Annotated in this window: 13 protein-coding genes; 4 read left to right on the forward strand and 9 right to left on the reverse strand. The window is 61.3% G+C overall.

The features are described 5' to 3' along the window. Positions 1-6 precede the first annotated feature (6 nt). The 5 genes from rnfB to Lysil_RS11090 all read right to left on the reverse strand — a co-directional run bounded on the left by rnfB (position 7) and on the right by Lysil_RS11090 (position 6,553). Positions 7-441, reverse strand: a complete 435-nt coding sequence (gene rnfB / locus Lysil_RS11075; protein WP_103075629.1) for an Rnf electron transport complex subunit RnfB — start codon at positions 439-441, stop codon at positions 7-9. After that, on the reverse strand, positions 441-2,501 hold the full coding sequence (metG, locus tag Lysil_RS11080; RefSeq protein ID WP_103075630.1) for a methionine--tRNA ligase: 2,061 nt from the start codon (positions 2,499-2,501) through the stop codon (positions 441-443). Before metG ends, rnfB begins: the two co-directional genes overlap by 1 nt. 99 nt (positions 2,502-2,600) lie before the next feature. Beyond that, entirely contained in the window at positions 2,601-3,041 is a 441-nt protein-coding gene (locus Lysil_RS11085) for a DUF2147 domain-containing protein (protein WP_103075631.1), read from the reverse strand. After that, positions 3,026-3,484: a hypothetical protein gene (locus Lysil_RS13270; RefSeq protein WP_129588431.1), complete on the reverse strand. Its 459-nt coding sequence runs from the start codon at positions 3,482-3,484 to the stop codon at positions 3,026-3,028. The genes Lysil_RS11085 and Lysil_RS13270 overlap by 16 nt, the downstream gene beginning before the upstream one ends. 201 nt (positions 3,485-3,685) lie before the next feature. Beyond that, positions 3,686-6,553 carry a TonB-dependent receptor plug domain-containing protein gene (locus Lysil_RS11090; RefSeq protein ID WP_240600523.1) on the reverse strand — a complete coding sequence of 956 codons (2,868 nt, stop codon included), beginning with the start codon at positions 6,551-6,553 and terminating at the stop codon, positions 3,686-3,688. A 112-nt stretch (positions 6,554-6,665) separates the two neighbouring features. Between Lysil_RS11090 and apbC the strand changes: the two genes are divergently transcribed. The 3 genes from apbC to Lysil_RS11105 are packed head-to-tail and all read left to right on the forward strand — an operon-like array spanning position 6,666 to position 8,602. Beyond that, the gene (gene apbC / locus Lysil_RS11095) at positions 6,666-7,511 is read left to right on the forward strand and encodes an iron-sulfur cluster carrier protein ApbC (RefSeq protein ID WP_103075633.1); all 846 of its coding nucleotides are present in this window, start codon (positions 6,666-6,668) and stop codon (positions 7,509-7,511) included. A gap of 43 nt (positions 7,512-7,554) precedes the next feature. Beyond that, complete coding sequence (gene dcd / locus Lysil_RS11100) at positions 7,555-8,136, forward strand: dCTP deaminase (RefSeq protein WP_103075634.1); 582 nt, start codon at positions 7,555-7,557, stop codon at positions 8,134-8,136. 34 nt (positions 8,137-8,170) lie between these two features. Next, complete coding sequence (locus tag Lysil_RS11105; protein WP_103075635.1) at positions 8,171-8,602, forward strand: GNAT family N-acetyltransferase; 432 nt, start codon at positions 8,171-8,173, stop codon at positions 8,600-8,602. Here the strand turns inward: Lysil_RS11105 and Lysil_RS11110 are convergent, their stop codons facing one another. Continuing rightward, on the reverse strand, positions 8,603-9,019 hold the full coding sequence (locus Lysil_RS11110) for an HIT domain-containing protein (RefSeq protein WP_103075636.1): 417 nt from the start codon (positions 9,017-9,019) through the stop codon (positions 8,603-8,605). Further along, positions 9,016-9,681, reverse strand: a complete 666-nt coding sequence (locus Lysil_RS11115) for a dienelactone hydrolase family protein (RefSeq protein WP_103075637.1) — start codon at positions 9,679-9,681, stop codon at positions 9,016-9,018. Before Lysil_RS11115 ends, Lysil_RS11110 begins: the two co-directional genes overlap by 4 nt. 59 nt (positions 9,682-9,740) lie before the next feature. On the opposite strand from Lysil_RS11115, the gene rimO reads away from it, so the two are divergent. Further along, a complete protein-coding gene (gene rimO / locus Lysil_RS11120; RefSeq protein WP_103075638.1) occupies positions 9,741-11,072 on the forward strand; it encodes a 30S ribosomal protein S12 methylthiotransferase RimO in 1,332 nt (443 codons plus the stop codon). Positions 11,073-11,449: 377 nt separating this feature from the next. Here the strand turns inward: rimO and greB are convergent, their stop codons facing one another. Together greB and Lysil_RS11130 are read right to left on the reverse strand one after the other, a co-directional pair. Then, positions 11,450-11,956, reverse strand: coding sequence for a transcription elongation factor GreB (gene greB / locus Lysil_RS11125; RefSeq protein WP_103075639.1), 507 nt, complete (start codon positions 11,954-11,956; stop codon positions 11,450-11,452). A 31-nt stretch (positions 11,957-11,987) separates the two neighbouring features. Then, complete coding sequence (locus tag Lysil_RS11130; RefSeq protein WP_103075640.1) at positions 11,988-13,490, reverse strand: helicase HerA-like domain-containing protein; 1,503 nt, start codon at positions 13,488-13,490, stop codon at positions 11,988-11,990. Between the last annotated feature and the right edge of the window lie 43 nt (positions 13,491-13,533).

Genomic DNA, 13,533 nt, shown 5'->3' on the forward strand with positions numbered 1-13,533 from the left:
GACGGATCAATCTGTCTGCGGCGCCGATACCATTACGATGCAATCCACCGGGCAGGGCGGAATGCACAGCTCGCAGCCGGTGCAGAGATCGTCGATCACGACATGCATCAGTTTCGATCCGCCGATGATGGCGTCGACCGGACACGCGGCGATGCATTTGGTGCAGCCGATGCACTCGTCTTCGATGATTTCGGCGACGATTGCCGGCTTGCACTCGCCGCGCGTTCGATCGTAGGGAAGGGCGGGAACCCCAAGCACTGCGGCAAGCGCGATCGCGCCTTCATCGCCGCCCGGCGGGCAATGATCGATGCCGGCCTCGCCACGTGCTATCGCTTCGGCGTAGGGGCGGCAGCCGTCGTAACCGCACTGGCCACATTGGGTCTGCGGCAGCAATCGATCGAGGCGTTCGACCAATGCGCTGTCACTCCGAGCCGGAGGCATCACCGCACCGGCATGCCCGGCTGGGCGCCGGCGTCGGCATCGAGCAGGAACAGCCCGCCGCCATCGAAACCGGCCGAGAGGATCATTCCTTCGCTGACGCCGAAACGCATTTTGCGTGGCGCGAGATTGGCGATGAACACCACGTTGCGGCCCACGAGTTGTTCCGGTTCGCCATAGCTGGCGCGGATGCCCGAGAAAATCTGGCGCTGGCCGAGATCGCCGGCGTCCAACAGGAAGCGCAACAACTTGTCGGAGCCGTCGATGAAGCCGCATTCCAGCACCTTGCCGACGCGTAGGTCGAGCTTGGCGAAATCGTCGATGCCGATGTTTGCGGGGCTCTCGGCAGGTGCCGGCGCTTCGGTTTTCTTTGTGGGCGCGCTGGTTTGTGCGGCGGCGAGCGTGTCTTTCGATGCTTCGGTCATGGCGCCGATCTGCTTCGGGTCGATACGGGTGAACAGTGGCTGATAGGCATTGATGCGATGCGCGATGATCGGGGAATTGCAGTCCGTCCACGCCGACAGTGGTGCCTGCTGCCAGTCGGCCACGCGCGCGGCAACGTTCGGCAGCACCGGCGCCAACGCCAGCGTCAACACGCGGAACAAGTTGATGCCCTGCGTGCACACTGCCTGCAATTCGGCATCGGCACCATCCCGGCCGTTATCAAGCTCCTTCGCGATCACCCACGGCTTGTGTTCGTCGATGTATTTGTTGGCTTCGTCGGCCAGTGTCATCGTCAGGCGCAGTGCCTGTGCGACATCGTCGCTGGCATAGGCGGTGCGAATCGCTACGAGTCGATTGACGAAATCGGCATACATCGCCGGCTCCGGCAGCGATTCCGCCAGCATCCCCCCGAAACGTTTCTCGATGAAACCGGCGCAGCGACTGGCGAGATTGACGAACTTGCCGACGATGTCGCTGTTCACGCGCGCGATGAAATCGCCGAGGTTGAGGTCGAGATCATCGACGCCACCCGACGACTTCGCCGCGAAGTAGTAACGCAGCGCTTCGGGATCCAGTCCCTGTTCGAGGTAGGTACGCGCCATCACGAAGGTGCCGCGTGACTTCGACATCTTGGCGCCATCGACGGTGAGATAGCCGTTGACGTGCAGGCGCGTCGGCGTGCGATGGCCGGAACCGTGCAGCACTGCCGGCCAGAACAGGCCATGGAAGTTGACGATGTCCTTGCCGATGAAATGGTGCATCTCGGCCGTGCTGCCGGCGCGCAGGTAACTTTCGAAATCGATGCCGCGCGCGTCGCACAGCACCTTGAAGCTGGAGAGATAGCCGATCGGCGCATCCAGCCAGACGTAGAAATACTTGCCGGGCGCGCCGGGAATCTCGAAGCCGAAGTAGGGCGCGTCGCGCGAGATGTCCCACGGCCGCAGGCCGCCGTCGCCATCCAGCCATTCCTGCAGCTTGGCCTTCACTCCCGGCACCGCGACATCGCCGGACAGCCATTCGCGCAGGAAGGCTTCGAATTGCCCGAGTTCGAAGAAGTAATGTTCGGAATCGCGCAGCACCGGCGTCGCGCCGGACACCACCGACTTCGGGTCCTTCAGTTCGGTCGGCGAATACGTTGCGCCGCAAACCTCGCAGTTGTCGCCGTACTGATCCGGGCTACCACAATTGGGGCAGGTGCCGCGCACATAACGATCAGGCAGGAACATCCCGCGTTCGGGATCGTACAACTGCGACACACTGCGCTTGCCGATGTGGCCGTTGCCGAGCAGGCGCGTGTAGATGGATTCGGTCAGCGCGCGATTGCCGGCCGAGTTGGTGGAATCGTAGTGGTCGAAAGCGACATGGAACGCCGCGAAATCGCGCTCGTGTGCTTGCTGGATGCCGGCGATGAAGGCTTCCGCCGTCAGTCCGGCCTTCTCCGCGGCAAGCATGATCGGCGTGCCGTGGGTGTCGTCGGCGCAGACGAAATGGACTTCATCGCCCGCCATCCGCCGCGCGCGCACCCACATGTCGGCCTGGATGTAACCCACCAGATGGCCGAGGTGGATCTGCCCGTTGGCATAGGGCAGGGCGCAGGTGACGAGAGTCGGGGACGGCATCGGCAGGATCGGGCGAAACAGGGTCGGCGATTATCGCATGCAGCCCAAAAAACAGGCCCGGATGACCGGGCCTGGAGTTCGGAGCGATGTCGGAAACAATCAGTGCTTGCGGATCCAGGTCTGGCTGCGGCCGAGCAGCGAGAAGCCGAGGAAACCGCGCACTTCCATCTTGCTGCCGTCGGCGCTGGGCGTCAGCTTGACCGAATAGGTCTTGCCATTGTTCGGGTCGAGGATCTTGCCGCCATCCCAGGTGTCGCCGTCCTTGCGCACGTTCCACATGATCACCATGCCTTCGACGGGCTTGTCCTTGCGCTCACCCGAGCAGGCGTCGCACACCGGGTGCGGCCCCTTGTCGGATTGCAGGACTTCCACCACTTTCGCAGCCAGCGAACCATTGGTCGTGGTGTAGATCTCGACCGTCGACTTCGGCTTGTGGGTCGAGTCATCGATGGTCGTCCAGGTTCCGACGGGCGAAGCGTGCTGCGCGAACGCGGCAAGCGGCAGGGCGGACAGGCAGAAAGCGATCAGGATTTTGCGCATGATTCGGAAACTCCTTGGGCGCCGGTCTTCGGCATTGGATGATTTATAGCCGAACGGCGTGCTGGTGTCGTGTCGCTACGCCGCACGTTCAGCTGGTATGGAAGTTCATAAAAAAGAACCCCGCCGAAGCGGGGTTCTTTCGAATGCAATAACGCGGCATTACTTTTTTTGGTAGCTCCGATGTCCCAGTGTGCTTGTACGTAATACGAGTGCCCTAGCAGGTTGAAGTTCGCGGAGTTGTACGGTGCGGTGCTGGTGCCTAGGTACGTATCATTCCGCGGCGCCATTTTGCCAGTCAGGTTGTTGACCATGAATGACAACGCTATGCCATTGTCCATCTTGTCGTTCACGCTGCCGTTGTAACGGGTGAATGCAGGCAATTTCCCGGCTCCGGGAATCGCGTAGCCGTAAGTGCTGATGTTGGCCGCGCGATAGTTGGGCATGGGCCCGATCGGGTGCCTCTTGTATTCCAATCCTACGGTGAGGTCGTGATGCACTGGGGAATCGCGCATGTCCCTATATCTCAAGCGCATCCAAGCCGGTTGGCGGTGTTGTCGCAAACGCTTCCGACTTGGGCCTGAAGAGTCTTGCAGGACATAAAGCCCCGCGTATGCGGGGCTTTATGGAGATACAGGGCTGGTGACTCAGTCGTTCTTCCCGCCGATTCCCCAGCGTGCCTCGAGGAAGATTGAACGACCATAGGCGTTGTAGTTGCCGGAGTTGTAGGGCTCGCCCGTGTTCCCGGGATAAGACAAGTCCATGTCCGGGTAGCGGTTGAACAGGTTGTTCGCCAGCAACGACACCTGGAAGTCCTTGGTGACCTTGAAGTTGATGCTTGCGTTGTAGGTAGTATAGGAACCCAATTTCCCGGCACCCGCGAAGGAATATAGCTTCTTCGCGTCCAAGCCGGCACGGTAGTTCGGCGTGGTTCCGATATAGTCCGCATACAGTGTTGCCGTGATGCGGTTCTTCGACCATGAAACCGACGCATTGCCCTTGTCGCGCGGGTCGCTGCTGTAGTAGGGGTTGCGGATCAGATCGACCATCGGATCGGTCGGGTAGGTCTGCTGGAGATGGCTGACGTTGTGGGTCGCCGAGAGATTGAACTTGAGATCACCCGCGCGGCCCAGGCTTTGGCGGTAGTTCAACTCGAGCGTCAACGCGTTCAGCACCTCACGCGCGACATTGACTTTCCCGGCATAAATGCTCTGTACGTTACCGGCTGCACCGCGGTGGATCTGGGCGAAGGCAGCCTGGCAGGTTCCGGAGGTCGGAGAGAGCGTGCCGGTACCGCCGTTGGCGACGGACGTGCAATTCAACTCGTCAAGCATCAGCTGGTTGACGTTCTGGGTAGCGACTTCATTGCGGATGTTCCAGTGGTGGTAATCCACACCGATCGAGAACTTGTTCGTCGGTGCCCATACCACGCCGTAGCTCCACACCTTGGCAGTGATCGGCTGCAGCTGGGAATTGCCCGATGTCTGTCCGAAGTACTGCAAGCTCGAGAAGCGCTGCGGGCAATTGTCGACGTTCCCCGGGCCGAAACCGGCCCTGTTGCAGTTCAGGTAATCGATCGTCGAGTTGTAGAAGCCGCTGGTGCCCTGGAATTCGTCCGACAGTGTGGGGACCTTGAACGCGGTGCCGTACTTGCCGCGGAACAGCAGGCTTTCAAACGGACGGAATTCGACGCCCATGGCATAAGTCGACTTGGCCACGCTCTTGCCGCTGACGTTGTAACTGTCATAGCGACCGGAGCCGGTCAGGGTCAGCATTTTTGCGACGGGCGCACGCAATTCGGCAGTGACGGCATAACGCGAACGCGAGCCTTGGCCGCTGACGTCGGTGGTTCCCCAGACCTCGCCATCCATCAGGCGCGGATCCGGGGTATAGGTCCAACCTTGGGTGCCCCATTCTGCCGCGACTGCCACGCCGGCATCGCCGCCGGGGAGGTGGAACAGAGAGCCGTTGGTGACCTGGCCGCGCAGCATGTTGTCGTAGGTACGACTGTTGGTCCGGGTGTAACCGGTGAAGCTCTGGAAGTCCGCAGGCGTCATCAAGGTGTAGAACGCAGCGTAGTTCGGCGTGAACACCGGGTAGGCCCCGTACATCGGGTCCAATCCCTGCTGGGGGCCGAGTACGTGTTGTTCGAACCACTTTTCGATGGGGCCGGCGAAGCGGTTGAAGCCCAGCGAGGTCAGACGATATGTGTTGTGGGTGAGGCCGAGGTCGTAATCCCAGTTGGAATGTCCAAAGGTTCCGTTGATGCCGAGCGTGCCCGTATAGGCGATCGACTTGTCCTTGTTCATGGCGTGCTGGAAGCCGCCCATCTCTTCCGGAGCGAAGGCGCGCTGGAGATTGAGCAGATCACCCGGTACGTTCGGGTCGTAGTAGTAGCCCCATTTCACACTGGTACCCCACCAGGTGAAATTCGATCCGACTGAATAATCCACCATCTCGCGGCTGTAGAGATATTCGGCGTACAGCTGCGTGTGGTCGTTGATGTCATAGGTCGCGCGCGTATAAGCCTGCGTGCTGCGCTTGCCGTTCTTGAGCGTGCGGTAACCGGGTGTGTTGTATGAGCCGCAGTAATGCGTGTCACCGAACCCTGGACGTGTCTGCAAGGCCTCGCTGCCACCGAAAGCGCCCTTCAGGTTGGCGCAATTTGCTGGATCCATGAAGTTGTAGCTGGTGAACGGGCTATAGACCAGCCAGTCGCGCGAGGCCAGCGGTTTGGCGCCGTTGTATCCATGCGTATTGAACTGCTTGGTTAGATCGCGGTCGTAGGCCCAGATCGGGTCGGATTTTTCACCCTGTGCCCCGAACAGCAGGTTGAATTTGCCATTCTTGCTCGAGAAACCGGTGGCAATGCTGCCGCGCTGCGAGCGGCCACCGCCATCGGAATAATCGCCGATCCGCCCGCTCAGGACAACGCCGGTCATTTTTTTCTTGAGGATGATATTGATCACGCCTGCGATGGCATCGGATCCATACAAGGAAGACTGGCCGCCCGGCAGCACTTCGATGCGGTCAACCAGATCGGATGGGATGCCGCTGATGTTGTTGAACACATCCGAGCCGTTGTAGAGCGCCGGATAGTTCGCCATCGGACGACCGTTGATCAGATACTTGGTGTAGCCAGGATTGAGGCCGAACATGCTGGTGGTCTCGGCGCCTTGAGTAAATGACGCGGAACTCTGGCTGCCCTGCACGCCACCCGTGGCGAACGCTGTGCGCTGCAGTGCGTCCGCGACGCTGGTGTAGCCGCGGTTTTGCATGTCCTCTGCGGTGATGGTGAGGACGGGTTTGAATGTTTCCTTTTCCGTCTGGGGGATCAGTGAGCCGGTCACCACGATCTTGCCGAGGTCCTTCTTCCCGTCGGAATTTTGGTCCGAGGCCGGTTTGGCCGGAGCAGTGTTCTGCGAGATTGCATCTTGGGCAAAAGACAGGCCAGGTGTGGCGAGCGCGGCCAGCAAGGCCATGGCAAGCGTATTGCGAGTAGAAACACGACTCATATAGCTTCTCCCCTTTCGTGACGTTACATTTAGGATGATAAATGCGTCAAAATACTCGATTTACCCCCTAAGCCTATCATTAGCTTTAACGTCCAAGAAACATTTGCGTTATATGGCCCAAATCCCCTCCCACGCCGTCCAACCCAATCTTTCTCCCGATCCGCGCATCCGCAACATCATCGCGGTCGGCTCCGGCAAGGGCGGAGTCGGCAAATCGACCACAGCCGTGAACCTGGCGATCGCGTTGTCGCAACTTGGCCTGCGGGTCGGCGTGCTCGACGCCGATGTCTACGGGCCGAGCATCCCGATGATGCTGGGCAGCCGCGAACGACCGGAGAGTCCGGACAACAAGACGATCGAGCCGTTGCGCGCGCACGGGCTGCAACTGATGTCGATCGGCGCCTTGGTCGATCAGGAGGACACCGCGATGATCTGGCGCGGTCCGATGGCGACGTCGGCACTGACGCAGTTGTTCGCCGACACGCGCTGGGATGCGCTCGATATCCTGGTGATCGATCTGCCGCCGGGCACGGGCGACATCCAGTTGACGCTGGCGCAGAAGATTCCCGTCGCGGGCGCGGTGATCGTCACCACGCCGCAGGACATCGCCACGCTCGATGCGCGCAAGGCGGTGAAGATGTTCGAGAAGGTGCAGGTGCCGGTACTCGGCATCGTCGAGAACATGGCGGTGCATGTCTGTAGCAACTGCGGTCATGCCGAGCACATTTTCGGCGAGGGTGGCGGCGCGAAGATGGCCGAACGTTATGGCGTGCCGCTGCTGGGATCGTTGCCGCTGGACATCCGCATCCGCGAGCAGGGCGATGCCGGGACGCCAGTGATGGTGGCAGAACCGCAGTCCGGGGTCGGGCAGGCTTATCGTCAGGTGGCGGAGCGTCTGCTGGAAGCGCTGGACAAGCGGCCGCGCGCGCCGATGTCGATTTCCGCAACCCTGGTCTGAGTCGCGCCGGTACAATCGACGTCTTTACCTGCCGGACAACCCGATGAGCATCAAGAGCGATCACTGGATCCGCCGAATGGCCGATCAGCACGGCATGATCGAGCCGTTCGAGGCCGGGCAGGTCAAGTTCCTCAATAAAGGCGGGGCCAACGAGGAGCGCATCGTCAGCTACGGCACGTCGAGTTACGGCTATGACGTGCGTTGCGCACGCGAGTTCAAGGTGTTCACCAACATCAATTCGACGATTGTCGATCCCAAGCATTTCGACTCGGGCAGCTTCGTTGATGTGGTCGCCGATCAGTGCATCATTCCGCCGAACTCATTCGCGCTGGCGCGCACGGTCGAGTATTTCCGCATCCCGCGCGACGTACTGGTGGTCTGCCTTGGCAAGAGCACCTATGCGCGTTGCGGCATCATCGTCAATGTCACGCCGCTGGAACCGGAGTGGGAAGGCCATGTGACGCTGGAATTCAGCAACACCACGCCGCTGCCGGCGCGCATCTACGCCAACGAGGGCGTCGCGCAGATGCTGTTCTTCCAGTCGGACGAGGTGTGCGATACCAGCTATCGTGACCGTGGTGGCAAGTACCAGGGGCAGACTGGCGTCACGTTGCCAAAGACCTGAAAATCTGCTGCGCTCGATGCGGGAATGCACGGTGATGGAAGAGTTGCGCGTAGTAACCGAAAAAGCGGCGTTGGATCTCCCGCTGATCCATCGCTTTCTGTCGCAGCAAACCTATTGGGCCAAGGATATTCCGTTCGCCTTGGTTAAAAAATCGATTGAGCATTCCCTATGTTTTGGTGGGTTCGTGGGAAATGACCAGGTTGCATTCGCACGTGTCATTTCCGATTACACGACGTTCGCCAATCTCGTAGACGTCTTCGTGCTTCCGGAACATCGCGGAAAGGGCTACAGCAAGGCCCTGATGTCCTCTGTCTTCGCGCATCCGGAGCTCCAGGGTTTACGCCGATTCACCTTGGCAACGGGAGACGCGCATGGGCTGTACGCCCGGTTCGGTTTCGCCGCACCCGCTCATCCGCAAACGCTGATGGAGCGTTATGAGCCAGGTGTCTACGCGGCTGTCGCTTGACTACATTCGCAGCGGCAATGCGTCGCGCAATGCGCTGATCCGCTCATCCAGTTCCTGTGGCGCATACGGGCGTGATGGCTGGGCGCCCCATACCGGTTTTGGCCAAGCGGCATCATCGCGAAAGCGCGCGATCACATGCACATGCAGCTGGTTGACCATGTTGCCGAGTGCGGCGATGTTGAGCTTGTCGGGTTGGAAGATATCGCGCAATGCCTGCGAAGTACTATCGATTTCGTGCCGGAGTCGCGTGCGATCGGCATCGTCGAGATCGAGCAGTTCGCTGGCATTGGCGACGCGCGGAACGAGGATCAGCCACGGGTAGTTGGCGTCGTTCATCAACAGCACGTCGCAGAGTTGCAGCGGCGCGACGAGGTGCGTGTCCGCGGCCAATTGCGGGTGAAGGATGAATTCGCTCATGCCAGGTGTTCCCGAAAGAATGCCAATGTCTGCGCGTTGGCGCGTGTTGCTGCATTAGCGTGATAGTGCGCTGGATCGACATCGCGATTGAAAGCATGCCCGGCACCGGGATGAACCTCGATGATGGCCTGCGGCCATGCCGCGCGCTGGCGGTCGATATCGGCGGCAGGCGTCGATGCATCGTCCGCACCGAAATGGAACAGCATCGGTGCGCGCAATGGTTCGTCGATGAAGCCGACGTTGCGCGCGCCGTAGTAGCTCACGGCTGGCAGTCCCAGCCGCAGGTTGGCGAGCAGGGCGACGCTGCCGCCCCAGCAGAAGCCGACCACGCCGACCTTGGTCGCGCCTGTTTCGCGCAGGCGCTGAGCCGCGGCATCGACCAGGTGCGATGCGCGATCGAAGCCAAGTTCGCCGATCAGCGTACGGCCTTGCTGCATGCCCTCACTGTTGTAGGGCAGGTCGATATCGGGTTCCAGCACGTCGAACAGAGCCGGTGCCAACGCAATGAAACCCTCGCGCGCATAGCGATCGGTGATGTCGCGGATATGCGTGGTGACGCCGAAAATTTCCTGAATCACGATCAGCCCCATGGTTGAGGGCCGCTGCGGTCGGGCCAGCCAGCCGCCGATGCGGCCGTCCGGGGTGTCGAGTTCGATTTTCATGGTTTCGGGGCGTCCGGCGGCGATTCCCTATAATTCCACACCCTGTCCCGGTGGTCCGCATGTCCTTGTCCCAACCCAAAGTCGGTTTCGTCAGCCTCGGCTGCCCCAAGGCGCTGGTCGATTCGGAGCGCATCCTCACCCAGTTGCGGGTCGAGGGTTACGACCTTGTGCAGGATTACGACGCTGCCGACGTGGTGGTGGTGAACACCTGCGGCTTCATCGATTCGGCGGTGGCGGAATCGCTGGATGCGATCGGCGAGGCGATGGCCGAGAACGGCAAGGTGATCGTCACCGGTTGCCTAGGCAAGCGCAGCGAGGTGATCCGCACGGCCTACCCCGATGTGTTGTCGATCAGCGGGCCGCAGGACTACGCCAGCGTGATGGAGGCGGTGCATGTCGCCTTGCCGCCGCGGCACGATCCCTTCGTCGATGTCGTTCCCGATTACGGCTTGAAGCTGACGCCGAAGCACTACGCCTATCTGAAGATTTCCGAAGGCTGCAACCATCGCTGCAGTTTCTGCATCATCCCGTCAATGCGCGGTGATCTGGTGTCGCGGCCAGTCGATGATGTGCTGCGCGAAGCCGAGAAGCTGGTGCGTGGCGGCGTCAAGGAATTGCTGGTCGTGTCGCAGGACACCTCGGCCTACGGCGTCGACATGAAGTACGCCGAACGCGAATGGCATGGCAAGTCGTATGCGACGCGGATGAAGGCGCTGTGCGAGGGATTGTCGGAACTCGGCGCGTGGACGCGATTGCACTACGTCTATCCGTATCCGCACGTCGACGACGTGATTCCGTTGATGGCGGAGGGCAAGATCCTTCCTTACCTCGACATTCCGTTCCAACACGCCAGTCCACGCATCCTCAAGTTGATGAAGCGTCCCGGCGCGGTCGACAAGACGCTCGAGCGCATCCAGCGCTGGAAGGCGATTTGCCCGGAATTGACGATCCGTTCGACCTTCATTGTCGGCTTCCCGGGCGAGACCGAAGCGGAGTTCGAGGAGTTGCTGGATTTCCTCGAGGCAGCGCAACTCGATCGCGTCGGTGCGTTCGCCTATTCGCCGGTGGAAGGCGCGGCCGCGAATGCGTTGCCCGATGCGTTGCCGGAAGAGGTGAAGCAGGAACGGCTGGCGCGTTTCATGGACGTGCAGGCAGCGATTTCCGAAGCGAAACTGGCCGACAAGGTCGGCACGGTGCAGGAATGCATCGTCGATGCGATAGATGGCGAACTGGCGATCGCGCGTTCGAAAGCCGACGCGCCGGAAATCGACGGGCTGGTCCAGATCCAGGATGGTTTCGAGGCCGGCCTGAAGCCAGGCGATTTCGTCTCGGTGCAGATCATGGGCAGCGATGAGCACGATCTGTACGGGGAAGTGGTTTACAACGATTGACTCCTCGCACGCGCTGGCTTTAGGTCTTCGCGAAAGCACATCGCCCGGCTGTGCGCCTTTAGCGGTTATCCGCAGTGGTCGACACGCCGTGAATCCGTCCATGGAGGCTCAGCCGCCGCATCCATGCGGCGGAATGGTCGGCCACTGCGGACGAACCGCACGGCGCTGCCGGTGGTGGCTTTCAAGACTCTTTAAAGCCATAACACGCGCGCGGCAAGTGGGTGCGCCAGTCCGATGCGCGACCGTGACGCGCCATGGATGGCGCGTACGAGCCTACATGGACGTATTCACGGCGTGTCGCGCATTGGAGCTGGTCAACCCACGTCAGCCAGCGTGTGCGAGGAACTCCGGCCGCCAGCCAGCGCGTGCGAGCTGTATCAGCCCGCGTCGTACGCGATTCCAAGAATCACGAAATGCACCAAACCAGCAGGCAGCGTGGCATCAAACTCGTCATCCACCCGCTTGTTCAACAATGCCCGCGCCAGCGGCGAATCGATACTGATGTGACCGAGCGCGGCGTCGGTCTCGTCCGGGCCGACGATGCGATAACGCACTTCCTCGCCGGAATCGCCACGCTCCAGCGTCACCCGCGCACCGAAGAAAATCCGGTCGGGATGGCTGGGGGCATGCTCGACTACATGCAGCAACGGCAGGCGCTTGCTGAGATAACGCACGCGCCGATCGATCCCGCCCAGCTGCTTCTTGCGATAGGTGTACTCCGCGTTCTCGGAACGATCGCCTTCGGCCGCCGCCGCCGCGAGTGCGCGCACCACTTCCGGTCGCTGCACGCGCCAGAGATCGTCGAGTTCCGCCTTCAAGCGATCATGCCCGGCACGGGTGATCAACGCCGTGCCCTGTTCGGCGGGAGGGCGCCAGCGGCCCATCGGAGGCTGCGTCATCGTCGAGTCCCTGCGCTCAGCGCTTGCCGCCGAAAATGCCGCCAAGTACACCGCGCAGGATCTGTCGGCCAACCTGCGATCCCATCGTGCGCACGGTCTGCTTGGCCATCGTCTCGATCATGCCCTGGCGGCGCTTGGTGCCGAAGATCGCATCCTTCACCGTCTGGCTGAAGCCGCCTTCTTCCTGCGCTTCACCCTTGGCGGGCGGCGCGTCGTTCGAGGTCGCGGCGTCATTGGCCTTCTTCGCCAGCATCTCGAACGCCGACTCGCGGTCGATCGCCTGGTCATACTTCATGCCGACCGGACTGCCGGCGCGCACCTGCTGGCGTTCGGCATCGGTGATCGCGCCCATGCGGCAACGTGGCGGCGCAATGATCGTGCGTTCGACCGGCATCGGAATGCCTTTCTCCTGCAGCGTCGACACCAGTGCCTCGCCAACGCCGAGTTGCCCGATCGCCTTGGCGACATCGAGTCCGGGATTCGCCACGAAGGTTTCCGCTGCCGTGCGCACTGCTTTCTGATCGCGCGGGGTGAATGCACGCAACGCGTGCTGGAAGCGATTGCCCATCTGGCCGAGGATGTTGTCGGGGACATCGTCGGGGAACTGCGAGCAGAAATACACGCCGATGCCCTTAGATCGGATCAACCGCACCACCTGTTCCACCCGTTGCAGCAGCGCCGGTGGTGCGTCATCGAACAGCAGATGCGCTTCGTCGAACACGAAAACCAGTTTCGGTTTGTCAAGATCGCCGACTTCCGGCAGTTTTTCGAACAATTCCGACAACAGCCACAACAGGAAACTGGTGTAGAGCTTGGGCTTGAGGATCAGCTGGTCGGCGGCGAGAATACTGATCATGCCGCGGCCATCCTGCGTCGTGCGCATCAGGTCGGACAATTCCAGCGCCGGTTCGCCGAAGAAGACGTCGCCGCCCTGTTGCTCGATCTGCAACAGTGCGCGCTGGATCGCGCCGATCGATTGCGTGCTCACCAGGCCGTAGCTGGTGGAAATGTCCTTGCGTTCGTCGGCAAGCAGGCCGAGCAGGGCGCGCAAGTCCTTGAGGTCGAGCAGCAGCAGGCCGCGATCGTCGGCAAGCTTGAACAGGATTTCCAGCACGCCGGATTGGGTGTCGTTGAGCTCGAGGATGCGCGACAGCAACAACGGGCCCATTTCGCTCACCGTGGTGCGCACCGGATGGCCTTTCTGGCCCCACAGGTCCCAGAAGATCGTCGGGTTGCCTTCGCTGGTGTAGCCATCGATGCCGATCTCGGCGACGCGCTCGCGGATCTTGTCGTTCGGCTCGCTGGCCAGCGCCAGTCCGGCCACGTCTCCCTTGACGTCGGCGAGGAGCACCGGCACTCCGAGCCGCGAGAATCCTTCCGCCAGCGTCATCAACGTCACCGTCTTGCCGGTGCCTGTCGCGCCTGCCACCAAGCCGTGGCGATTGCCGTATTTCGGCAGCAACCAGACCTTGTCGCCCTTGGCTGTGGTGACCGATTTGCCGACAAGGATCGGATCCATGGAACTTTCCCGCTATGAAAGCGTCGATTCTAAGCGGCGGTGC

Origin of the sequence: Solilutibacter silvestris, from assembly GCF_002895945.1 — a bacterium.
Classification (GTDB): Bacteria; Pseudomonadota; Gammaproteobacteria; order Xanthomonadales; family Xanthomonadaceae; genus Solilutibacter; species Solilutibacter silvestris.